Source organism: Paenibacillus sp. VTT E-133280, from assembly GCF_002264385.1.
Lineage (GTDB): Bacteria > Bacillota > Bacilli > Paenibacillales > Paenibacillaceae > Paenibacillus_AQ > Paenibacillus_AQ nitricinens.
In genome coordinates, this window is record NZ_NFUX01000044.1 from 15,182 (window position 1) to 38,474 (window position 23,293).

The following is a 23,293-nucleotide window of genomic DNA, read 5'->3' on the forward strand; positions in this document are numbered from 1 at the left end:
TCAACGAAAGAGTAGCGCATACTACCGGACTTGTAGCATGCGCTCTAGGGAAGTTCTGGCTTTGTCGGCGACAGCAGGCGGTACATAGATTTGTGGCTTCATCGTCTCCAGGCATTTCACCAGTTTTTTTAGATTGTTAACTTTCATATTAGGACAAACAAGAAATTTTGTAGCAAAATGGAATTCTTTATCCGGACTATCTTTACGAAGCTGATATCCTGTACCGTCTTCAGTCCCAACAATAAACTGCTTGCGGTCTGATTTCCGGCAATATTCGAGAATGGATGTAGTACTACCCACATAATCACCCATGGCTACTACTTCCGGACGACATTCTGGATGAACTACAAATTCTGCTTCTGGGTATTTCGCTCTCATTTCTACTACATCTTTAACGGTCAACATGTCGTGAGTGTTGCAGTAGCCTTCCCAGATAATCAGTTTTTTACCGGTCTGATCTTGTACATATTGGCCAAGATTCTTATCGGGTACCCAGATAATTTCTTCAGCATCGAGGGATTCGATTACTTTCACGGCATTTGCAGAGGTACAACAGATATCAGTCTCCGCTTTAATCTCTGCAGACGAGTTGATATAAGTAACCACTTTAGCATTTGGATGCTGTGCTTTCAGCTTACGCAAACCGTCTACATTGACCATATCAGCCATTGGACAACCTGCACGTTCATCAGGAATAAGGACGGTTTTATTTGGGGCCAGAATTTTAGCACTCTCCCCCATGAAATGAACACCGCAGAATACAATAACCTCTGCATCTGTCTCCGCAGCCTTCTGAGCGAGTAAGAAAGAGTCGCCCCGGAAATCGGCAACCTCCTGAATTTCATCACGTTGATAATAATGAGCTAAAATAATTGCGTTTCTTTCCTTTTTAAGCTGTTCAAGACGTATCCGAAGTTCTCGATTCTGTTCCTGCTTGCGCTCAAGTGCCAGAGCTTCCACCGATTGTTCTCCCCCTTAAATCTTCGCGGCTTTAAGCCGGCGCGATGTTATCAAATGGCATGAGCCATCATGGTGAAAAAATGAACATACTGATATGAATAGTAAGTAATATTAATCACTAATGTACACAACGTTCCAGTCTCTGTCAATGTAACTGGACAGGCTTTAAGGCTCAAAATCCCTTAAAAATTAAAATAAAAAATCCGGAGAACAGTTACGTTCTCCGGATAAATTTACATCATATGAATCGTGAGACCATTTAGGAAAGGCTAGTGCCGCCACCTTTGTTGTTATCGTCGGAATCATCATTACCCTCAGAATCAGGGTTATTCGGGATATCCTTCGATAGATCAGGGATTGTGGACTGTGCATCCTCAGGTTTGCCTTGAATGCGAACTTTCACATCACCGATATTATCAATGACTGGTTCACCAACTTCAAGTGCAACACCTTCACCATCCTTAGCTTTACCATCTTCGGAAAGGAAGCCTTGTTCAATCAGTTCTTTGATCTGATCAAGCTCAAGTGTTTCCTTCTCAAGTAAGGTATTGGCAATCAAGTGCATTTCTTTAGAGTGTTTGAGCAACAGCTCTTTACAACGCTCGTAGCTCGAAGTAATAAAGTTCTGCATTTCTTGATCAATCTCATAAGCAATGGAATCACTATAATTCTGCTCATGCCCAATATCACGACCCAAGAATACTTGACCTTGAGAAGATCCGAACTGCATAGGTCCAAGCTTATCGCTCATACCGTACTCCATAATCATAGCACGCACGATGCGCGTAGCCTGTTGGAAGTCACTGTATGCACCCGTACCGATCTCGCCAATAAACAATTCTTCGGCAACACGTCCACCAAGTAATCCAGTAACCTTATCCAAAAGCTCCTGCTTCGTAACGATCATCCGATCTTCCTTCGGAAGCATGATAACATATCCGCCTGCACGTCCGCGTGGGATAATAGTAACTTTATGCACCATATCGGCATGCTCTAGGAAGTAACCAGCTATAGTATGACCTGCTTCATGATAAGCCACAATACGTTTCTCGCGGTCACTGATAACACGACTGCGTTTCTCAGTACCTACGATAACACGGTCGATGGCTTCATCGACTTCAATCATGGAAATATCCTTACGGTTACGACGCGCAGCTAGCAACGCCGCCTCATTTAGCAGGTTCTCCAGATCCGCACCAGTGAATCCAGTTGTACGTTTTGCAACAACATCCAGTCTTACATCTTTCGTAAGAGGCTTGTTACGAGCGTGAACCTTAAGTACAGCTTCACGGCCTTTTACGTCAGGGCGGTCAACCGTAATTTGACGGTCAAAACGTCCTGGACGTAGCAATGCAGGATCAAGTATATCAGCGCGGTTAGTTGCCGCAACAATAATAATGCCTTCGTTACCACCGAATCCATCCATCTCAACCAGCAATTGGTTAAGTGTCTGTTCGCGTTCGTCATGTCCGCCACCAAGTCCGGCGCCACGTTGACGACCCACAGCATCAATTTCATCAATGAAGATAATACATGGAGCATTCTTCTTGGCATTCTCGAACAAATCACGTACCCGAGAAGCACCGACACCCACGAACATTTCCACGAAGTCAGAACCGGAAATACTGAAGAAAGGAACGCCAGCTTCACCTGCTACTGCACGTGCAAGCAATGTTTTACCTGTTCCCGGAGGACCCACAAGCAATACACCCTTAGGAATACGTGCACCGACAGCTGCAAATTTGCGTGGATCTTTCAGGAACTCAACAACTTCGACAAGCTCTTGCTTCTCTTCGTCCGCCCCTGCAACATCCTCAAAGCTAATTTTCTTCTTCTCTTCATTATATAACCGAGCCTTGCTCTTGCCGAAATTCATGACTTTACCGCCGCCACCTTGCGCCTGGTTAAACAGGAAGAAGAACAAGATGAACATAATGACTAGCGGGATAATAGAAGAAAGGAATGTCAGCCAAATGCTGGTACCTTCCATTTTCTTCTGAGTTAATTCAATCCCATTAACATCACTGGCTTGAATCAGTTCATCAATAGCAGCATCTGTAGGAGGAATATATGTGGAGAAGCTCTTCGATTTAGTATCGGCAGGCAACTCTCTATATTCGCCTGTAACTAAAAAGGCATTACCCTCAAACTGAACCGTCAAATCCTTCACATTGTTGCTCTTGATCTCCTGCCGTAACTCGTCGTATCTAGGGAAATCGGCGGCTTCATTTCCATTGCTCACAAACTGGACAATACCCACCACGACTAAAAATAAAATCAAATAAAAACCAGAATTCCGGATGAACCGATTCATCCCCTACCTCCTCTCGCAACACTCAAGTTATTGTACCATAGCCTCTTGGGACACCTCAAATAAAGGAAGCCAAGGGTGCCCGATCCGTATGATCAAGGCAATCAATAGTTCAATTGGAATAAATCTCAGGCTTCAGTACTCCAACATATGGGAGGTTCCGATACCGCTCGGCATAATCCAATCCGTAGCCTACTACAAATTCGTCTGGCAACACGAAGCCTGTATAGCTGGCTTCCAGATTAACCGTACGACCTGAGGGCTTATCAAACAAGGTAACCACATTGATAGAAGCAGCATTGCGGTTGCGGAGTAGCTCAATCAAATAGCTGAGCGTAAGGCCACTGTCAATAATATCTTCAACGATCAAGATATCGCGGCCTTCTACCGATACATCTAAATCCTTAATAATTTTGACAACACCAGAGGACTTGGTGGATGCTCCATAGCTAGATACTGCCATGAAATCCATCTCAACAGGTACTGTAATGGCTTTAACCAGATCTGCCATAAATATAAACGCGCCTTTTAGTACACAAATGACTAAAGGGGTACGTCCTGCGTATTCTTCGCTCAGTTTTTGGCCGAGCTCCTTAATTTTCTGCTGAAGTTCCTCTTCGGTGATCAAGACTTCTTGAATATCATTTTGCAACTTGCGAAACCTCCTAAGTTATACTATGAAAGACTTACATCGACCATTACGTTTCTTCACGGTCATCCAGCTCTGCTAGAGACAATAGAAGAACCGAGGTCGTTTGCCGCCCTACTGCGGCATGCATCGAGCGTCTTACGCCCGGAATCCAGACGATATTGCCCAAACCATCACAAACGAGGGGGATCATTGAGCGTTCAGCAGCAGGTATTTTATCATCAATATAAATATCTTTTACCTTTTTGCTTCCGTTTAATCCCATGACTCTTATGGTATCTCCAGGCAATCGGGAACGTATCGTTAGTGGAAAGACCAGTTCATCACGGTCAAACCAAGCCGACATCTTCCCATAATCCTCCCCCTGTACAAAAAAGTTTTCTCTCTCCAGCACCGCCATCGACATCACCTTACCTATTTCCTCCAGCTTAAGCTCGGAATCCGGTAAAAACAGACGATATGTATAGCTTGCCTGTTGCTGCGCGGGCTTGGACGAGAACAAGATGATATCATATTGCCGCACACAAGTCAGGCCTCCACCTAAATCCAAACTCCAGGTGGTGGGATAGCTCTGCAGCGTTCCCCGACGTACAGATTCAATCTTGGAGAAATCAAGGGCAGATAGATCCGCCGACAGATAATTTAATATTAGTTTAATCAAACGCCGTTGTAAAGCGGAGGGTATGGCCGCAAATGAAGCTCTGTTAAAGGTATATTTCCCTTCCCCTTCCGAAACCAGCTCCTCAAAGCATTTTACCGCAGATGCCTCCATATATTCATCCTCAGCTCCTGCAATTTCCGCAAGCTGCACAAGTGACTGCCTCACTCTGCCGTTATACCTTTCCAGAAAAGGAAGAACTTCCAATCGAACAGCATTCCGCTTGTATTTCGTCAGCAGATTAGTCGCATCCTCGGCATAGGTGAAACCTTCATTCTGACATAACCCAAGAAGAGCCGTTTTGTTAATACGTAGGAATGGACGAATGAGTTCCACCTTTTTTTCTGTTCTTTTCCACTTGATACCGGATAGCCCCGATAAACCGCTTCCTCGCAATAGACGCATAATCACCGTTTCTGCCTGATCATCCGCATGATGAGCCAGAGCAACGGAGCGCGCCCCATAACGGTGTGCGGTATCAATCAGAAATTCGTATCGCTTCTCGCGTGCTGTCCCCTCAGGGCCGAGTCCACTCTCTTTAGCCAAAGAGGGAATATCGAATTCTGCCAACTCAAAGGGCAGTCCCAATTGTTCAGCCATACCACGTACTAGCTCTGCCTCTTCCTTAGACTCCGCTCTAAATCCATGATTCACATGAGCGCATATTAAGGTAAGTGGCATAACGTTTAAAGCTATTTCATGCAAAACATGCAAAAGAGCCACAGAATCCGGGCCGCCGGAAACTGCGACTACAATGGTGTCATGGGGCGCCCACAGCTCGTGCTCGGCTGCTGACTCCAATACTGACTCCACCAGTCCATTCATTTGCTCCATATGCGGCCCCCCTTTTCTCTAACTATATGTATAAGTTCAAAACCGAAATACCCAATAAATTGTAAAGGCAAGCACAAACAGGGATAACCCAAAAGCATTTTTGAGCCAGCGAGGTGTGTCCATACTATCAGGACGCTTTCTACGCGAATTGTAAATATGGTTTCGCCAGAGCTCTGTAGCATCAGCGGAACCGGTGAAACCTCCTTTTAACGCCAAACAAATCCAAGAGGATAGTTTCTTGTCGGGTAGATTTCTAGCCAGCTTAAACAGCTCATCTACACTTCTTGTCTGCGGCAGCTGTAGCGCAGCTTTCTTGAGCCCCTCTTCATTCAAAAGACGGAGGCACAGTACAGCAAAAGCGAATAGATCATAACCCTCATCACTCGTGCGGCTGCCTGCATTCCAAAAGCCACGGTCATGCCATTCGGTAAACTGCTTCACACTGCGACCCATAGGACTTGTGCCCCCAAAGTCGATCAGCTCCACTTCGCCGTACTTTGATACCATGACGTTCTCCGGCTTCAAATCCCCGAACACAAAACCGCATTCATGCAGCGTGCGCAGCTTATCAAGCAGACCAAGCCCTACCAGGCCTAACCAGTCGGGACCGTTTTTCGATAAAAAATGATGCAGAGGTTTGCCTTCAACATACCTCATTACATAGAAGGGGACATTATCCCCATTCGCAAAATCATCCGCTTCCAAAAAATAAGAAGACAATGGATTCTCACGACGAGCACGATGTTCATTCCGCTTTCGCCGTGATTGCAGCGAGGTTAATACATTGATCTCCGATTGAAGTTCAAGTGTATCGTATCCGATTTTTAGCGCGTACCTTTCCCGTCTGCCTTCTCTTTGCACAAGATATACGGTTCCGTTCGCGCCCCTTCCCAGCATCCGTTCAACGACATAACGGTTACCCCGCCATTTGCCGTTAATTAAGGTACCAGTAGGATAGGACGGATTAGACGACATACCCACCAATCATCCCTTCTCTTTCGTCGTGGTCATCACTTAGTCGGCGTCCACGATGTTCATCCAGTGTATCATAACGATAATGTTCAAGCACCTTGAAAATAGCTGGACCCGTCGGTGTCGCGCCTCTCATGTGTAATTTAGAGAATAACGTACGAATACCTGACATGTCATGGGTCCAATCTAGATCAAGCTTGGCATCTTCACTGCTGTTATTTCCAGGATAATGGAACACAGCGATCTCACTTTTACCTTCCCGTGCTTCCAAACTTAGCGCCAAATCGCGGATAGCATCTTCCACGGCACCCAATTTAGGTTTCATACTAGCACTGGCATCGATAAGAAGTGCAATGCGCAGCGGTGTTGTTTCTGTCAGTTCATCTACAACTGTAACAACCTGTGAACGTTGAACAGGAGGTAACTGATCCAGTGAGCCATCGCCTAGTATCTTTTTTACCTCTTTATTAACCGCCTGCTGGATCGTCTGAACCACGGTCTTGCGTGTCATCATTTGAATCGTCTGCGCCAGTTGTGGCGTTCCGACTATCCGGCTAAGGCCTCCCCCGGCCTTGGCAATGTCGGCAATCTCCCGGCTTCCGAGTTCGCCGATCGTACCATAATCAACTACACCAACCACATTTACGGTGATTCCCTCCTGCAGGGCATGCGCCGCTGCCAACACCGGACTTTCTCCTACATTCGAACAACCGTCAGTAATGAGCATAATTTGCTTCATAACCCTCAACTCCCCCTTTGTTTGAACCTCTGTTTCTAGCATATCCAGAAATGAGAGATTTCAAACGGTCGCTATTAAGTGGGGAAATTTAGATCAAAATAGAGAGTTAGTGAATAGGGGAACTGCGAGAAATGTTTGGGCTTTCGATCGCTGTTATTATTTGATTTCTCTATTAAAACCGCCCTCTGCGGTTGAAATCAAATAATAAAGGCGAACGCTCCGCTTCTACAGCTCCAAACTTTCTCTCCGTTCCGTACCTTCACTAGTAAACAGTTTAGATCTAAAAAATTACGCTCCAAAGTCAGCGAACCTTTGAAACGTAAATAGTAGAGGCCGGCGAGTTACACATCACAGACTCGCCTCGACTTCCAAGCACGCACGACGCTTCGCGCGTACTTAAACCTCCTATAGCAGCACGGCGCATTGCGCTCACTGCAAATATATAGGCAACACGACACTTCGTGCGTGCTTAAACATACAAGCAATACGGCGCTTCGCGCGTACCCAACATTAAAACCTACTAAACCTAAACCTAAAATAACTAGCTCACCGTACGCGGACGCTCCATTCGCCCGACACCAGGCATATGCAGGCTGGACCACTCTGGGTGGAAATGATCTACACGACTTACGACAATGGTCATGTCATCATGGATCTCATTGCCCTGATAACGGATTACCTTATCTAACAGATTATCCGCCAAATCTTGAGGATCATCCCCCTCAAGCTCTTGGATCAACCGTTTCATCCATATCTCCTTATTAACGGCATATCCAGGCGCATCATAAATACCATCCGTCATCATAATTAAAATATCACCCGCCCGAAGCTGCATGCTGATCAGATCCACATCGATATCTTTAATGATTCCTATAGGCAGATTGCTAGAGGTTATTGGAATAACCTCACTACCCCTGCGGATAAAGCTCGGTGCGGAAGCAATCTTCATAAAAGTTGTCTGCGCGGAATACTGATCGATTAAAGCCATGTCAACGGTAGCATAGAACTCGTCAGGAGAACGTAATAAGAGAATAGAGTTTACCGACTTTACAGCCAGCTTCTCATCCATACCGGATTGCAGTAGCTTTTCTAACATGCCGAGGGCGGCACTACTCTCCATTCTCGCCCGCTCACCATTTCCCATTCCATCACTAATGGATACTGCAAAGGTGCCGTTTCCAAGCTCTACGGTACTGAAGCTATCGCCAGATAGCATATCTCCGCCTTTAGAAACAACGGCCACTCCTGTGTTTATCTCAAAGGCTTTGGCTGAACCGAAGGTAACCATCGACAATCCTTCCCGGGGATGGACTGCCGTCTCGCTCATGACAGCAATATTCTCATCTAGTATGTCAGAAAGGAGCGGAGCGATCATTTTACGGCATTCATCAAAACCACGAGTATAGGCATGTACCACCTCTATTTCTACACGCCCAGGATCTAAACTTAGGATTTCGATGCTATGAATAGACAACCCTAACTTCTCCAATGTCTCACGGATTTGAGCTTCCTGACGATACATAGCCTGTCCCTCACGTTTTATTTCACGCGCTAGGTCCTCCATAACCTGTGACACGCCCGATAACTGCTCGGCAACAAATTGACGACTATCGTATATTTGTCTTTTCCATCGCATATCATGTTGGTAAAGATCATATTGTCCTTTCATGACTTCAAGCACTTCGCCAGTTTTACCGCAAATCCGGCTCCATTCCGGAGGCAGCTGAGCTGCCGTAATATCAGGGCATTCCTCAACAGTAGTCATCATATCTGTCATGTATCTATACGTCTGATAGAATTTTGCATCCCAGCAGTGGGAACGCCGAATGCATCCTGCACAGGCGCCCTCTGTCACCGTACTCATGAAATCCTCCATCTCACGGTCTGACTTCCCTACTTCTCCGGCACGTGGAATCTGCCCAAAGCTGCTCGACAGCTGCTGGAATACCTGTGAGAATTGCGTCACCCGTTCTGCTGTTAAATCTCTGACCCTTCGCGCATATTCGTGTTGAGTTCGGCTATGATCTGACGTGCCCGGAACATATTTAGCAATGGCAGATATCATCGCCTTAGGCGTTATAAGAAATAGCACTACAGCTACGCAGGTTTCCCATGTCGAGGCCATCATATCACCCGGACCCGTAAAATAGACGGAAAGGATCGTGGATCCTAGCAACATCCCGATGGATACTGCACCTTTTCTACCCCCCTGCATCATTCCCGCTAGCATTCCAGAAAAAGCAAGCAGGCTCATCTGATAAATAGCACTGATATCCGCCAAACTGAGAATCAACCCAGTCACAACCCCGACAGCCGCACCAAGTGGAGCCCCCCCTGCCATAGCGAACAGTAGAATCAAATATCGTGACAATATATGTTCTAAAGACAAACCATTAAGGGTCCAACCCACAAGACCAGTCATTACAGAGGCAAGCAAGATAATAAGGCATAGAACCTCTTCGTTCCTGAGCGCTCTACTCTTTTGCTTATAGGTTAGTAGAGGAAGCGCTTGAATGAAGACCAGTGTAAGTACAAAGCCTAATAAAGCATCTAGTGTTATCATCATAAGCGGATACCAGGAAAGAGACGGTCCAATAACGATCTGGAACAGACCAACCATAAACGAAGACACGAACACCATCAATGGTGCATAGGACAAATCTATTCGTTCATAACTTTCCAGCCCTTTGTAGACTAGATAGAAAATAATCAGTTCAGCAGTAGTAACTAAAGCTCCGGGGAATGGAGTGAAGAGACTTCCAGCTATAATCGCTGCAGCCACAGGTAAAATGGAGTCACGACGCATAAACACAATGACGGCGAAATATGCGACAGCAAAAGGGGATAGCTCGTCCAAGATCATGGCTCTACCCAGCAAAAATCCCATGAAACTGAGCAAAACCATCCATTTCTTCGCGGCTATAAGCTGCATATACCGCTGTTTCTGAACCCAAGCTGTAATGCGCGTACGTAAGGCTTGTCTTTGTTTCTTATCTTCACTTCCCACTCTTGTCCACTCTGGCAAATTTACCACATTGCTTTTACTCATTCCCCTACACCACCCGTTTAAGAATTTATGCTACTCATTATATAACCGGAGATTTGAGAAAGTTTGTCAAAAATGGAGGGACACACATAAGAAATTTCCGACAAAAAAGCCTTCATTCATGATCTGTAAAAAAGTGGTTCTATCCCTTGCGGGACGGTAGGTTGATTGGTTTCAAGATTGTTTGCAACGTAATTTCACGCGCTAACGCGGCGGTCATTCGTCAGCGATTGCCCTAGAGTTATGTGAGAATGACATGGATGCTGTCGGCAATTTTATATGACATGACAAAAAAACCGCAAGGGCGAAATGCCCCTGCGGTTATTTATGATGTACAGGTATTGGATTATACGCGTTTAGCTCCACGGCCTCCGCGCTTTCCTTCTGTGTTCTTCTTAATCGAAGATATCCGTTCTTCGCTGTCTTTCAGGAATCGCGACATTTTATCCTCGAATGAAGGTTTACCGGCTGCAGGCTTAAATGGACGCCCACCCCGTTCACGATTGAATCCACCGCCGCCTCCACCACCACTGCCGCCACCGCCGCCGAAACGGTCTCCGCCGCTAGGACGTTCTGGTCTTGGAGCTCTAGGCGGACGTACTTCCGATGCTGGCTTGTCAACAGCCTGCTTAATGGAAAGTCCGATCTTGCCGTCCTTATCGACGTTGATCACCTTGACTGTTACTACATCACTAATCTTCAGATGATCGTTAACATCCTTGACATAATTATCGGCGATTTCCGAGATGTGAACGAGACCTGTGACACCTCCTGACAGATCCACAAATGCTCCGAAATGCGTGATGCCTGTCACTTTGCCTTCTAACTTGGTGCCCACTTCAATTGCCATAGAATAAAATGATCCTCCCTTAAAAATATACAGACGAATATTAAGGTCATCCTGTCTGCGGTGATTTGATTATACAGTAAAGAGCAAAGCAAGGCAACAGAGTAAAAGCCTCTTTTAGCCGCTATTATTGCTCTGATTGCTCTGTTCGAATAGGAGTTTCCCCTTGAGGATAGATATTGTACCATTTACGTGCTAATTGGCCAATATACTCGTCATCATTAAGTCTGGATAATTCATATTTTAATTGAGTTAAAGATGCCATGACATCCTCACTAGTCTCCTGTTTCTTTGCAAGCTCCTTGCCCTTGTCCGCAATGACCGCGCTTTGATCGAAGTAAGTATAACCCGCCCAACCAAAAAATATTGCCACAAAGACAATCCACATAAATCTTCTTCTCTTCGCGCCTGCGGCCGAATTTTTGCTATGATTACTCTTCTCTTCCGCAGTAAATCTGTTCATGTAACGTACCCCCTAATTCAAGGTCAGCGTTTCCGCCATTTGGTAATCCATCCAGTGATCTTCACAATCCAGGCGCTATGTGTCAGCCGAGATAACTGTGGAGAGATCCACCTAACAGGTAATACCCAAATTGGTTTGGTCAGACGCAGCAGAAGCTTAAAGATGAACCGCAGAATACGACCTAGTAGCTTTAGCAGTCCTAAAACAAATCGCCAAAGCCAGCGAAGAGGTGTACCTATCAGGATCTCCACAAGTCTCCAAAGCAGCCTGCACATATACTGAACCGATTGAATTAACCTTAACACAAAACGCCGCACCGTAACACTGAAGATTAAAAAATAGATCCATACTCCTAGAAACAAACCTAGAAAGACATAAAACCGCAATTGTCCTTGATTTCCGGCATAAAGCATACGAAAAACGAGCAAGGCAGCCCAAAGCCAATACAGTAGATCTAGTATGGCATTCAGCCATTTGGGAAAATTGAACTTCAGCGACAGCACCCGGTAGCTGTCATAGGCCAGTCCCATTGCCAACCCGGCCATGATCATGTAGAACAGCGTCACCCACTGGACTGCAGGATTCATTTAAATAGCTTACCGAGCAGACCTTTGTTTTTGCCCTGCGATCCGGGATCGAGATAAATCAGGGAATGTACATTGCCCTCTAAGGACAACATTCCGTTCTCCAGACTTAAATTTTTGATATGTAAATGATTCCCGCGAATGGTGAGATGGCCGAGTTCTGTACGAAGCAAAAATTCCTCGCTGTCGAAGCTCTCCACATTTTGCACGCCCGTCAACTCTAACTGCTTCCGACTGCGCATGTGCAGATCATGCTGTTTGTTTACCTTTCCTGGCTCGATCATAGCATGTACCCCTCCTTCTTACCTCTAATCTATGGCAGAAGTAGAAGTTATAGAACATCCCGTCCCTCTAAAATAAGAGAGAAAAAAAGAAGGCACAACTCTACAAAATGTAAAGTTATGCCTTCTTCTATTACTCTTACCAGTCCAGTCCGCTGCTTTTGGCAACAGGCTCTTCCCGAACTAGAGTATACATACCAGCGGCCTCGTCCTTGCGAGTCGTTTCGACCAGCTTTTCTACTTTGACCGTTACAAGCTTTTGTCCAAATTGTACAGTAATCTCGTCACCGATCTTAACTGCACTACTAGGTTTAGATTCCCGCCCGTTAATCAGTACCCGGCCTTGTTCGGACACATCCTTGGCCACTGTACGGCGCTTAATTAAACGGGACACTTTCAGGAATTTGTCAAGACGCATTAGTTAACGGCTTCTTTAAGCTTGTTACCAGCTTTGAAAGCCGGTACAGTCGATTCTGGAATTTCAATCGTTGTGCCCGTTTGCGGGTTGCGACCAGTACGTCCTGCACGTTTGCGAGTTTCAAAAGTTCCGAAACCGATCAGTTGGACTTTATCACCTTTTGCCAAAGCTTCTGTAATCTCACCCAAGAATCCGTTCAATACTGCTTCTACATCTTTTTTTGCCAATCCGTTTTTCTCGGAAATGTTGTTTACCAAATCTGTCTTGTTCATAATTTAAAGTTCCTCCTAGGATACGAAAAAATAAATGAAACGAGAATCACCGCCATAATATGGGGCGAATCGCATTTCGTCTTTATGTTATTCTTGATGTCACCTTAAAATCCTGCCACGATTCGTCGTTTTTTTAAAAAAGAAGCAGTTATTTCTCAGAAATCGTCGCAGAATCTATTCTATAGCACTATTAAACTACTGGCCACATTCTAAATCAGAAAATAAAAGCTACATCCACAGCATTGCCTCATTGTGGAGTCCATATACCGCAAAGGGGTTGTGAAATACTAGACTTTACGCTCCTCAGCCTTAGCCTCTTGCCACAGTTCTTCCATCTCTTCCAAACTACTATCCTTTACGCTCGTTCCCTTGCGCTGCAAGCTTTGCTCAATATATTGAAACCGGCGCACAAATTTGCGGTTAGTCCGGGTTAATGCCTCTTCCGGATCTGCACCGATAAAACGAGCTACATTCGTAACTGCAAACAACAAATCCCCAAGTTCCAGAATTTGCTCATCTGTCGCCGCATCTGTGTCAATCGCCTCCTGCAGCTCATCGATCTCCTCACGAATCTTGGCTATGCAATCCGTAGCATTGTCCCAGTCAAAGCCCACCTTGGATGCTTTTTTCTGAAGCTTATATGCCTTCATAAGGGCAGGCAGGTCACGCGGAACACCACTAAGAACGGATAATTCCTCTGGCTTCACACCTTTACGCCGCTTCTCTTCTGCCTTCATGCCTTCCCAGTTCTTCAGCGCTTCTTCGGCATCATTCGCATGGGTATCCCCAAATACGTGGGGGTGACGGAAGATAAGCTTATCATTCAGCCCTTCAATGACATCATACACGTTAAATGTGCCTAGCTCCTCCTCCATTTGAGAGTGAAGCATAATTTGCAGCAAAAGGTCGCCCAGCTCCTCTTTCATATGATCGGGGTCATCCTCATCTATCGTTTCAAGGACTTCATAGGTTTCTTCGATTAAATTTTTGCGCAGGGATTCATGTGTCTGCTCCCGGTCCCATGGACAACCTTCCGGGCTTCGAAGAATATCAACAATTTCATGCAGACGGGCAAAGGTACGATTTCTTAGCTTCTCATCACGATTCGCAGGTACATAAACTAATGACAGGTTACCATAACCGTCGAGTCGATCCAGTTCGTACAGTGGCACTCTTACAATACTTTCTTCGTTCTCGACACCGAGTGCATGCCCCACAACAACTTCATATTCAGGCGGGTACAGCTCCATCAGAGATAATTTTGTTTCCGAGGCTGTAAAGCTATCGTACACCTGACCAATCAGGGTGTGAAGTTCAGGCTGAAGCTGAGCACTGCGAATGCCTGAAGCATCTAGTAACTGAAACCCTTCAATGGGGTCAAACCCCAGTCGAACAAACGCCTCGTCGAGAAAGCTCTCTCCACCCAATATTTGCAGTTCAATGCCTTCCTCAGGACACCGCTCGCGCAGCTGGGAAACCGCTGATTCCGCAACCATAGGATGACCCGGAACCGCGTAAACAATATCTATACCGTCTGCTGCTGCCTGAGCCTCTTCAATCAGTTTTGAAGTAATCGCTGCATACACCTCTGGAAACGAGGATAATGATTCATACAATCCATCAAAGGACTGTGAAGTTATTTCAAGCTCGGAGAGGGCAGCCATGACTGGATGCTCTTTTGTGCGGACATAGACAACGGATGCTGCCTTCAGCTTCTTTATAATTCCTAGCGTCAATCGATCAGGGTTACCTGAACCCAGACCGACGACCGTTAATGTTGCACTCATGTCTGTTCCTCCTCTTAAGCGGCTGTCTCAGCAGACCGCATTTTTATATTGTGATGTAGAAGTTGATTAAGGGAATAAGCGCAGCTTCTTCAGCTTGTCTGCCAGGGACGGGCCGAAGCCCGGAAGCTGGCGCAGCTGGCTCTCGCTAAGGAGCCGCAGGACTATAGCCCCTACGGCAAAGACAGCGCAGCCTGCGAGCACTCCGAGCAGGCTCTGCGCCAAGCTGGCAGTGCGCCCGCCGCCGATGCCAGCGGCCGTAGCCACAGCGCCCACGCCCCAGCTGGCGGCTGCGGCGGCAAGAGCCAGGCCCGCTGTAAGCAGCGCGGGCCGTGCCAGGGCATCTGCGAGGCGAACCCGCAGATGGCCCTGGCGGTACAGCAGCAGCACGTTAAGCGCTGCTGCGAACGAATGCGCGGCCACGCCAGCGATGGCTGCGCCGGTAATGCCCTGCTGCGGAACCAGCAGCAGGTTCAGGGCCGCCTTGAGCAGCGCGGCGGCCAAAAGGTGCAGGGCCGGGGCGCGCACGTAGCCGAGGCCCTGCAAAAGCGCAGCTGAGATGATGCTGACCGTACCGCCAACAGCGGTTAAGGCCAGCCAAGTCATAGTGCTGCTGCCGGCCGTATCGCCGTAAAGAGCCATATTAATCGGCTCAGCAAGCACCGCTAGGCCCGCCGAGGCTGCTAGCCCTAGAAGCCAGAACCAACGCAGCGATAAGCTGCAATGGTTCTCAATCAGCTTCGTATCTCCCTTGTACTTCGCCTCTGCCAAGGCTGGAATGAACACGACGGACAATGAAGTGGCAATCATCGTTACAATTTGCACTAGCGGTAAACCACGATTGTACACTCCAAACTGTATCATCGCCTCCACTTCGCTTCCTACAGAGGATAGCAAACGAGGTACGGTGAAAACATCTACAAGCCCGATAAGGGGCATTGCCAACGCGCCAAGCATCACAGGAATGCCATAAGCCAGCAAGGCACCTGCTTTAACGCCCATAAACCGTTGATTGGCTCGCCCCTTAATTTCCGCGTTAGGCGGCTTTAAATCCTGGCTTTCGACAGAAGCAGCAGCATCTACAGAGGTGCCCTGTCTTAACCTCCGCTGATGACGTCGCAGGAACAACAGCATAACCACAAGACCTGCTGCCCCTCCCCCGGCTGATCCGAGCAATGCGCCAGCAGCAATGCTCTCAGCGCCTGCACCCAGTGAGGTCAGGTATAAGAGCAGTACAATCATTACCGTAACACGTACGGACTGCTCTACAATTTGTGACACAGCCGTCGGAACCATATTATGAAGACCCTGAAAATAACCGCGAAGAGCTGACATGATTGGAACAACCGCAAGTCCCCAAGCACTTGTCCGCAAAGCGGGCATCACATGCGAGTTACCGACCCACCCAGCTATAATGGGCGCACCTGCATAGGTGATTACTCCGATAACCAAACCGCTTATGGCTGTTATAATTGCAGTTAACCGCAGAATCCTTCGACCCTCGTCATCCCGCCTTCCTGCAGAGGCTTCAGCGACAAATTTGGATATGGCCGCTGGCAGACCTAGCATTGCTACCGTCAACAACATCGTGTATAAAGGATAAACTGTGTTGTATATACCAAATACTGCATCTCCGCCTAGATTTTGCAGCGGGATTTTTTGGAGTGTACCTATAAGCTTTGAAATAATTGCCGCGGCACTTAGAATAAATGCCCCTTGCAAGAGCCGTGATGTTTGTGTGTTAGATTTCATAAAATACCTGCTTCTACAACTTTAATGGGATGAATTTCTATATTATAACGTATGTATACCCACAAGTAGAAACGGTTTTGTAAGAACGACAAAACCCCGTTTACCCTTTGTATATCTTACCAAAAGGAAAGCGGGGTCTACATTACGGTTATTGCTCCATTTGCTTGCCAAGGAATGCGGCGGCGGTTTCGGACATTTTCACTTCCATTGACGACATTTTCACTGAATCATCCTTACTTACCATCACTACACAACCAATAGGATCTCCACCGGAAATGATCGGTGAGGCTACATATGAGGACACCAAATCCGGATGATCTTTAGCGATTTCATAACTGCCTTCGTTGGTTTCCAGTACAGTCTTACGACTATCCATGACCTTCTCCAAAAGAATTCCTACTTGTTTTTCCAAATAGTCCTTCTTGGAGCCTCCAGCCAGTGCAATAAAGGTATCACGATCAGCAATCATCGTAATATGTCCAGTACCTTCGAACAAGGACTCCGCGTACTCTTTTGCAAAGTCACCAAGCTCGCCAATCGGGGAATATTTCTTGAGTATGACTTCACCGTCCCGATCGACGAAAATTTCCAGTGGGTCGCCTTCTCTAATCCGTAGAGTACGTCTAATTTCTTTGGGAATAACCACTCGTCCGAGATCATCAATACGCCGAACAATTCCAGTAGCTTTCATTTCACATGTGCCCCGCTTTCTTAAGAAGTATGGTCTTACTACTGTCCATTATGGGAAAGGATAATCCCAGTGATTTATCGTAATATCTGACCATAGTATTCATCTCTTCCCAGATCCTTATACATAAGCTGACATGTATTAATATCTGCATCAAGATAAAGGCCGTTCTGAAGATGTTTCTTCGAACAAGCATAAGCGCCTTCGGCGTCCTCAATAAGGACGGTATGCGCTTAAGCGAGAAATATAAGGAAAAAGTATAGCGTGAAACTTATACTCCTTATATTTATAAAAAGCCATCTTCACATTAAGTGAGGATGGCTTTTCTAAGGTAAGCTTGTCCATTTTTACCGATGTTTATTCAGCAGCTTTTGTAGCACTTGGGGATGCGCTTGGCGCTGTAGTGGCTTCTGTTCCGCTATTTTTTGTTCCGGATTCGTCTGCAGCAGCAGAGCTCTTCGGCAGATTGATGCTCTCAATAATGCCTTCCAGATCTTTCTCCATGAACGCTTCCAGGTTCTTGGACACAATGGAGCTCTTAATGCCTTCTTTTTGTTCATCCGTTAACTGGTCAAAGGTTTTGTCGGTGCGGGACTCCACCTTGATAATGTGGTAACCATAAGAAGTCTCTACAGGATCACTAATGGTATTCAAAGGCAGGGTTTGCGCAGCCTTCTTAAACTCATCTACATATGTTCCTACAGCTTTATCTTTATATTCTCCGCCCGTTTCCTTAGAGCTTGTATCGTCAGTGTATTCTTTAGCGATGGCTGCAAAATCAGCTCCGCCGTCCAGCTTTGCCTTAACTTCCTTCGCGATTTTCAGTGCTTCTTCACTAGTGCGCTCTTTGTTGTTAGCATCTGTCAGACCGATTAGCACATGACGCAAAGTCGCTACCGTAAAGTCACCTTTTGTAGCTTCAAATTCCTTGACAACCTGATCGTCTGTCACTTTAAGCAGCATATCCTGATAAACCGTCAGCACACGCTCCATATAACTATGGATATCGCCTTCTGTAACGTCAGCGTCTTTAAGTGTTTTCTTATAATTGTCGCCCAGGGCTTTCTTCAAGTCAGCAATTTGGCTATCTGCCTCTTTCTTCGCCTGCTTCTTCGCTTCATCCGTTGCTTTGGAAGCCAAATATTCAAAGCCCACTTCCTGCTTCAAAATAGACTCCTTAAACGCCTCAATCTCTAAATATTGCGCTTGCTGTGGGGAGAGGAATTTCATGATTTTTTGATCCATAGCAAATTCCTTCTCTGTAATTGTTCCACCTTTATAAGTCGCAACTGCCTTGCTATCATCAGCACTACTACCGCATGCTGCTAGCATAGAAAAGGAAACCGCTGCTACCAATGAAACGAGCAGTACTTTCCATGATTTTTTTTTATTTAACGACATTGTGTAGTTCTCCCTTCGATTTAAAAGACTGTTTAGCTTCCTTAAGAAACTGTTCAAGCAAGTCAAGCAGCTGTTTATCACTTAAGTCTTTCGACTTCACTCGGATACTGGCTTTAGCATCTCTATCGAATTGTACACGTCTTTCGAAGCTATTTCCAACTTTGGCGAGTTTCGCCGTATCCAGAGCGCCAAGACTCCCCTCATAGAAATTCAGGGTAACCTCATCACCACGTCTGATCATGGAATCAATGCCATACATTTTTCCATACACTTTCAGACGAGCCACAGTTAATAGATTAACAACGGCTTCAGGCAGTTCTCCGAACCGATCCAAGAGCTCATCCTCAAGCTCAGAAGCATCATCAAAGGATGTTACTGCCGCAACTTTTTTGTAGATTTCAATTTTCTGAATACTGTCGTAAATATACTCGGATGGCAGATATGCGTCAATCGACAAATCAATGACAGTATTGCCCTCTTTGAGCGAGGTATCTTCCTCTCCAAGCACAGTAACCTTACGCTTGCGGATCTCCTCCGCCAGCATTTGTGAGTATAAATCAAATCCTACCGATGCAATAAAACCATGCTGTTCTGCACCAAGTAAGTTACCGGCACCACGAATAGATAAATCCCGCATCGCTATTTTGAAACCCGAACCGAGTTCCGTAAATTCCTTAATAGACTGCAGCCGCTTCTCTGCCACTTCAGTCAGAACCTTGTCCCGCTGATAGGTAAAATAGGCGTACGCAATCCGGTTGGACCGGCCTACACGTCCACGTAATTGATAGAGCTGAGACAAACCCATCTTATCCGCATCATGCACAATAAGTGTATTTACGTTAGGAATATCTACCCCCGTCTCAATAATGCTTGTGCTGACCAGTACATCGTATTCTCCATCAAGAAAATCAAGGATCGTCTTCTCCAGCTCCGCTTCCGACATTTGGCCATGTCCGATACCTACTCTAGCCTCAGGAACAAGCATGGAAATTTGAGCGGCCATTTCTTGAATGCCCTGCACACGATTATACAGATAGTAGACTTGCCCCCCACGGGCTAATTCGCGCTCTACAGCTTCCCGAGTAAGTGTCTGACTATGCTCGACAACATAAGTCTGCACGGGAAAACGATTCTCCGGTGGCGTCTCAATGACAGACAGATCACGCACTCCCAGCATCGACATATGCAGTGTACGAGGAATTGGTGTTGCTGTCAGGGTGAGAACATCTACATTCGTTTTTAGCTTTTTCAGCTTCTCTTTATGAGTCACGCCAAATCGTTGTTCCTCATCCACAATCAATAAACCGAGGTCCTTGAATACAAGGTCCTGAGACAACAAACGGTGGGTTCCAATGACCACGTCGACCGTTCCTGCCCGAACGCCTTTAATCGTCTCATTCTGCTCCTTACGGCTGCGGAAACGACTTAAGACTTGAATATTAAGCGGATAATTAGCGAAACGTTCCCGGAAGGTCTCATAATGCTGCTGGGCTAGAATCGTTGTCGGTACCAGCACAGCCACCTGTTTACCTTCAATTGCTGATTTAAAGGCTGCTCGTATAGCTACCTCTGTCTTCCCATAACCAACGTCTCCACAGAGGAGTCGGTCCATTGGACGGTTCTGTTCCATATCCTTCTTAATCTCTTCTATCGCTCGAAGCTGATCACGAGTCTCCTCATAAGGGAACATTTCCTCAAATTCACGCTGTTCCTGAGTATCCTTCTCAAAACCATACCCTGCTGCACTTTGGCGTTCGGCATACAGTTTGATTAGATCATCAGCAATATCCTGAACGGAAGAGCGGACCTTATTAGTCACCCGCGTCCATTCATTACCGCCTAATTTATATACTTTCGGCTCTTTATCTTCTGAACCGACATATTTCTGAATCAAGTCAATTTGCTCAATCGGAACCGAGAGCTTATCGCCACCCGCATATAAAATATGCATGTAGTCGCGATGAATACCGCTGACCTCCAGCGTACCGATCCCCATATACTTACCGATACCATGGTTCTGGTGAACAACATAATCACCAATTTTCAGCTCAGTATAACTCTTGATCCGTTCAGCATTATCTATCCCTTTAGAGATCTTCCGTGCCTTCCTCTGCTTCTGAGAGAACATCTCTCCTTCAGTGATAACGGCTAGATGAATAGAAGGCAGCTCAAAGCCTGAACCCAGGTTTCCTTGTACGATCGTTGGCTCATCAATACCATAGTCATAAAGGACTCTGCGTACACGTTCAATCCGTTCTTCACTGCTCGCAAGCATCATTACCTTTACACCAGACTTCTGCCAACGCTCCATTTCCGATTTAAGCACATTCATCTGACCATGGAAATCCTGCATCCCACGACTAATAAACCCAAGAATATTCTGTGGTTGAATGTGTGGGACCTGGCGCAAAAAGATCGACATAAACAGGCTTTGGAACGGACGTTTGTACATCACAACATCTGTCTCGACAGAGAGATCCAGATCCGGCAATGTTTTGCCGTTTTGCATCAGATGGAGGTTCCACTCCGATTCATCTCTTTCGAGCTGTTTTGCCGTTTCAAGCAGTCTTGTCGGCTCATCGAGAATAAGGATCGTATCCTGGGCCATGTAATCAAATAAATGAGAGCGTTCAGGGTATAAAAGACTGATATATTTATAGATTTCAGGAAAATAGGTTCCTTCGCGCAGCATTTCTAGCTCGCGTCCAATTTCTTCTTTTAGACGCAACTTAGCCTGCCGATCCGCCATTTTCTCAAGCTGTCGCTCCAGCATAACAGATGCTTCAGCAGAAGCGGATTCCTGGCGAAACCTGCTCGCAATGATCTCTTTAGCCGGTGTAATCTTCACACTTCGTACTTTATCAATAGAACGCTGATCCACTGGATCAAAAGTTCTGATGGAATCAACCTCATCATCAAACAACTCAACACGATATGCCAAAGGAGAAGTCATTGGATAAAAATCAATAATTCCACCTCTAACGCTCAGTTCACCGCGATTCTCAACCCGCTCTACTCTTTCATAACCCATTTCGATCATGGACATCAAGAATTCGTCCAGAGCAAGCGTTCCATCCTGAGAAACCGTAACCTGCGCCTCTGCCATAACCTCTGGTGCAGGGAGCAGTCTGCGCACTCCCGAGTAGGGAACTACAACAATGCCTCGAAAGCCCTGAGCACATTTGGTCAGTACATCAATACGCTGGGCTAATGTCTCTGGACTTGAGACAGCAGCTTCCGCAGCCACAAGTTCATTAGCAGGATAGAGCAGAACTCGTTCCGGGGAAAGCGCTTCCTGTAAATCATCGGCCATTTTCTGAGCCGAAAACATATTATGAGTCACCACAAGCAAGGGACGAGCTGTCTCTTCATGCAGTGCTGCAAGCATGATCTGTCTAGCTGAACCTGTAAGCCCCGATATGAGCTGCTCTTTCATACCTGCAGCTACACCCTGGGTGATAGACTGGAAATCGGGATCCTTGGAAAAAGCTTCTATAATACCTTGTAACAACAGGCGCACCTCTCTTACTAAACAGGCTAACGGAAGTCAAAGCGACCGTCACCTATTATGATTGGAATCGAAAAGAAGCCTCAGCTGTAACGCCAAGGCTTGCGGATGACGATAGAGACAGGCGCTATCACCTACTGAAGCGGACTCGTCAGCAGGCTAAGCTCCGGATTATGCTCTAAAGCCTCCTTGCAATAGTCGCAAGTCACCTTTATCGTGATCTCACCTTCTGAATTATACGCTATTATATCTCTGCGCTCCGCAGGGGTCAAGGAATGAAGGCCCAACTGCATTTCTGTAACATCACTTCTATTAATGCTGCCTAGAGATGTCTTGCAGTGCCTACATACATAGTTTATTGCCATCTATATGCCTCCTGAAGGTACTATATACCTTCAGTATGTCCGGGGAGCATCATCTTTAGCCTCATAACAACAGAGTTTACAGATCAACCATTGAATTTTGCCATCGTCTGTTCGAATGAATTCTTTAAGCTAAACTCCAGTGCATCACAAGTATTAAGGATCATCTGCTTCAGAGGATCCCCTTCTTTTTTAGGAAAAGAAGAGAGAACATAATCCACTATTGCAAAACCCGGTTCAGGACGAGAAATACCCATTCGTACCCGATTAAAGCTTTGTGTACCTACATGCTGAATGATCGATTTAATTCCGTTATGTCCACCAGCACTACCTTGATAACGCAAGCGAATTTTCCCAATTTCGGTATCCAGATCATCGTAGACGACGATCATATCTTCTAGTTTAACTTTGTAATAATCCATATAAGCTCGAACAGCCTCACCGGACAAATTCATAAAGGTCATCGGTTTAATCAATACGGTTTTGACTCCCCCGATAACGCCTTCACCGATCACAGATTTACATTTGCTTTGGTTGAAAGAAATCCCATTCTGAGCCGCAAGCTCATCCAATGCCATAAAACCAACATTATGCCTGGTTTTCGCGTATTGTGTTCCCGGATTTCCCAATCCGACAATCCATTTCATTATCGAACCTTTCCTTTCCATGCGGGCTCTCCGGCAAGAGAAGTCCGTTTTTGGTACAATAGATCTTATCTGCATACTCTTAAGCAACCAGAGCGAAATTATACTCCGAAGACAGGT

Annotated in this window: 20 protein-coding genes; all 20 read right to left on the minus strand. The window is 46.1% G+C overall.

The genetic code is table 11. The features are described from left to right. Window positions 1-21 precede the first annotated feature (21 nt). A complete protein-coding gene (gene nadA / locus CA600_RS18715) occupies window positions 22-960 on the minus strand; it encodes a quinolinate synthase NadA (RefSeq protein ID WP_042183878.1) in 939 nt (312 codons plus the stop codon). 259 nt (window positions 961-1,219) lie between these two features. Next, window positions 1,220-3,274: an ATP-dependent zinc metalloprotease FtsH gene (ftsH, locus tag CA600_RS18720; RefSeq protein ID WP_094871991.1), complete on the minus strand. Its 2,055-nt coding sequence runs from the start codon at window positions 3,272-3,274 to the stop codon at window positions 1,220-1,222. Window positions 3,275-3,383: 109 nt separating this feature from the next. Then, on the minus strand, window positions 3,384-3,923 hold the full coding sequence (hpt, locus tag CA600_RS18725; RefSeq protein ID WP_094871993.1) for a hypoxanthine phosphoribosyltransferase: 540 nt from the start codon (window positions 3,921-3,923) through the stop codon (window positions 3,384-3,386). A gap of 46 nt (window positions 3,924-3,969) precedes the next feature. Further along, complete coding sequence (gene tilS, locus CA600_RS18730) at window positions 3,970-5,412, minus strand: tRNA lysidine(34) synthetase TilS (protein WP_042183868.1); 1,443 nt, start codon at window positions 5,410-5,412, stop codon at window positions 3,970-3,972. A 36-nt stretch (window positions 5,413-5,448) separates the two neighbouring features. Beyond that, complete coding sequence (locus CA600_RS18735; protein WP_179281661.1) at window positions 5,449-6,387, minus strand: serine/threonine protein kinase; 939 nt, start codon at window positions 6,385-6,387, stop codon at window positions 5,449-5,451. Next, entirely contained in the window at window positions 6,377-7,123 is a 747-nt protein-coding gene (locus CA600_RS18740; RefSeq protein ID WP_042183866.1) for a VWA domain-containing protein, read from the minus strand. The genes CA600_RS18735 and CA600_RS18740 overlap by 11 nt, the downstream gene beginning before the upstream one ends. A 541-nt stretch (window positions 7,124-7,664) precedes the next feature. Continuing rightward, window positions 7,665-10,172 (minus strand): stage II sporulation protein E, encoded by a 2,508-nt coding sequence (gene spoIIE / locus CA600_RS18745; RefSeq protein WP_094871997.1) that lies wholly within the window; start codon window positions 10,170-10,172, stop codon window positions 7,665-7,667. A gap of 343 nt (window positions 10,173-10,515) precedes the next feature. Continuing rightward, window positions 10,516-11,019, minus strand: coding sequence for a S1 domain-containing RNA-binding protein (locus CA600_RS18750; protein WP_094871998.1), 504 nt, complete (start codon window positions 11,017-11,019; stop codon window positions 10,516-10,518). 124 nt (window positions 11,020-11,143) lie between these two features. After that, window positions 11,144-11,479 carry an FtsB family cell division protein gene (locus CA600_RS18755; RefSeq protein ID WP_094872000.1) on the minus strand — a complete coding sequence of 112 codons (336 nt, stop codon included), beginning with the start codon at window positions 11,477-11,479 and terminating at the stop codon, window positions 11,144-11,146. Between the two features lie 23 nt (window positions 11,480-11,502). Continuing rightward, on the minus strand, window positions 11,503-12,066 hold the full coding sequence (yabQ, locus tag CA600_RS18760; protein WP_094872001.1) for a spore cortex biosynthesis protein YabQ: 564 nt from the start codon (window positions 12,064-12,066) through the stop codon (window positions 11,503-11,505). Next, on the minus strand, window positions 12,063-12,347 hold the full coding sequence (gene yabP / locus CA600_RS18765) for a sporulation protein YabP (RefSeq protein ID WP_042123140.1): 285 nt from the start codon (window positions 12,345-12,347) through the stop codon (window positions 12,063-12,065). The genes yabQ and yabP overlap by 4 nt, the downstream gene beginning before the upstream one ends. A 136-nt stretch (window positions 12,348-12,483) precedes the next feature. Beyond that, window positions 12,484-12,762: an RNA-binding S4 domain-containing protein gene (locus tag CA600_RS18770; RefSeq protein ID WP_042183857.1), complete on the minus strand. Its 279-nt coding sequence runs from the start codon at window positions 12,760-12,762 to the stop codon at window positions 12,484-12,486. Continuing rightward, window positions 12,762-13,034, minus strand: coding sequence for an HU family DNA-binding protein (locus CA600_RS18775; protein ID WP_036678778.1), 273 nt, complete (start codon window positions 13,032-13,034; stop codon window positions 12,762-12,764). The genes CA600_RS18770 and CA600_RS18775 overlap by 1 nt, the downstream gene beginning before the upstream one ends. Before the next feature lie 287 nt (window positions 13,035-13,321). Further along, window positions 13,322-14,821 (minus strand): nucleoside triphosphate pyrophosphohydrolase, encoded by a 1,500-nt coding sequence (gene mazG / locus CA600_RS18780; RefSeq protein ID WP_094872003.1) that lies wholly within the window; start codon window positions 14,819-14,821, stop codon window positions 13,322-13,324. Window positions 14,822-14,887: 66 nt separating this feature from the next. Next, window positions 14,888-16,570, minus strand: a complete 1,683-nt coding sequence (locus CA600_RS18785; RefSeq protein WP_094872005.1) for a putative polysaccharide biosynthesis protein — start codon at window positions 16,568-16,570, stop codon at window positions 14,888-14,890. Window positions 16,571-16,718: 148 nt separating this feature from the next. Beyond that, a complete protein-coding gene (gene spoVT / locus CA600_RS18790) occupies window positions 16,719-17,261 on the minus strand; it encodes a stage V sporulation protein T (protein ID WP_094872006.1) in 543 nt (180 codons plus the stop codon). 354 nt (window positions 17,262-17,615) lie between these two features. Then, a complete protein-coding gene (locus CA600_RS18800; RefSeq protein WP_094872010.1) occupies window positions 17,616-18,659 on the minus strand; it encodes a peptidylprolyl isomerase in 1,044 nt (347 codons plus the stop codon). Beyond that, complete coding sequence (mfd, locus tag CA600_RS18805; RefSeq protein WP_094872011.1) at window positions 18,646-22,170, minus strand: transcription-repair coupling factor; 3,525 nt, start codon at window positions 22,168-22,170, stop codon at window positions 18,646-18,648. Before mfd ends, CA600_RS18800 begins: the two co-directional genes overlap by 14 nt. A gap of 131 nt (window positions 22,171-22,301) precedes the next feature. Further along, window positions 22,302-22,532, minus strand: coding sequence for an anti-sigma-F factor Fin family protein (locus tag CA600_RS18810; protein ID WP_094872013.1), 231 nt, complete (start codon window positions 22,530-22,532; stop codon window positions 22,302-22,304). Window positions 22,533-22,615: 83 nt separating this feature from the next. Beyond that, window positions 22,616-23,176, minus strand: a complete 561-nt coding sequence (gene pth / locus CA600_RS18815; protein WP_094872044.1) for an aminoacyl-tRNA hydrolase — start codon at window positions 23,174-23,176, stop codon at window positions 22,616-22,618. Between the last annotated feature and the right edge of the window lie 117 nt (window positions 23,177-23,293).

Excerpts from the sequence above, each read along its gene's own strand:
- ftsH (WP_094871991.1), bottom strand. The coding sequence starts at position 3,274 with ATGAATCGGTTCATCCGGAATTCTGGTTTTTATTTGATTTTATTTTTA.
- tilS (WP_042183868.1), bottom strand. The coding sequence starts at position 5,412 with ATGGAGCAAATGAATGGACTGGTGGAGTCAGTATTGGAGTCAGCAGCC.
- CA600_RS18735 (WP_179281661.1), bottom strand. The coding sequence starts at position 6,387 with ATGTCGTCTAATCCGTCCTATCCTACTGGTACCTTAATTAACGGCAAA.
- CA600_RS18740 (WP_042183866.1), bottom strand. The coding sequence starts at position 7,123 with ATGAAGCAAATTATGCTCATTACTGACGGTTGTTCGAATGTAGGAGAA.
- spoIIE (WP_094871997.1), bottom strand. The coding sequence starts at position 10,172 with ATGAGTAAAAGCAATGTGGTAAATTTGCCAGAGTGGACAAGAGTGGGA.
- CA600_RS18750 (WP_094871998.1), bottom strand. The coding sequence starts at position 11,019 with ATGGCAATTGAAGTGGGCACCAAGTTAGAAGGCAAAGTGACAGGCATC.
- CA600_RS18755 (WP_094872000.1), bottom strand. The coding sequence starts at position 11,479 with ATGAACAGATTTACTGCGGAAGAGAAGAGTAATCATAGCAAAAATTCG.
- yabQ (WP_094872001.1), bottom strand. The coding sequence starts at position 12,066 with ATGAATCCTGCAGTCCAGTGGGTGACGCTGTTCTACATGATCATGGCC.
- yabP (WP_042123140.1), bottom strand. The coding sequence starts at position 12,347 with ATGATCGAGCCAGGAAAGGTAAACAAACAGCATGATCTGCACATGCGC.
- CA600_RS18770 (WP_042183857.1), bottom strand. The coding sequence starts at position 12,762 with ATGCGTCTTGACAAATTCCTGAAAGTGTCCCGTTTAATTAAGCGCCGT.
- CA600_RS18775 (WP_036678778.1), bottom strand. The coding sequence starts at position 13,034 with ATGAACAAGACAGATTTGGTAAACAACATTTCCGAGAAAAACGGATTG.
- mazG (WP_094872003.1), bottom strand. The coding sequence starts at position 14,821 with ATGAGTGCAACATTAACGGTCGTCGGTCTGGGTTCAGGTAACCCTGAT.
- CA600_RS18785 (WP_094872005.1), bottom strand. The coding sequence starts at position 16,570 with ATGAAATCTAACACACAAACATCACGGCTCTTGCAAGGGGCATTTATT.
- spoVT (WP_094872006.1), bottom strand. The coding sequence starts at position 17,261 with ATGAAAGCTACTGGAATTGTTCGGCGTATTGATGATCTCGGACGAGTG.
- CA600_RS18800 (WP_094872010.1), bottom strand. The coding sequence starts at position 18,659 with ATGTCGTTAAATAAAAAAAAATCATGGAAAGTACTGCTCGTTTCATTG.
- CA600_RS18810 (WP_094872013.1), bottom strand. The coding sequence starts at position 22,532 with ATGGCAATAAACTATGTATGTAGGCACTGCAAGACATCTCTAGGCAGC.
- pth (WP_094872044.1), bottom strand. The coding sequence starts at position 23,176 with ATGAAATGGATTGTCGGATTGGGAAATCCGGGAACACAATACGCGAAA.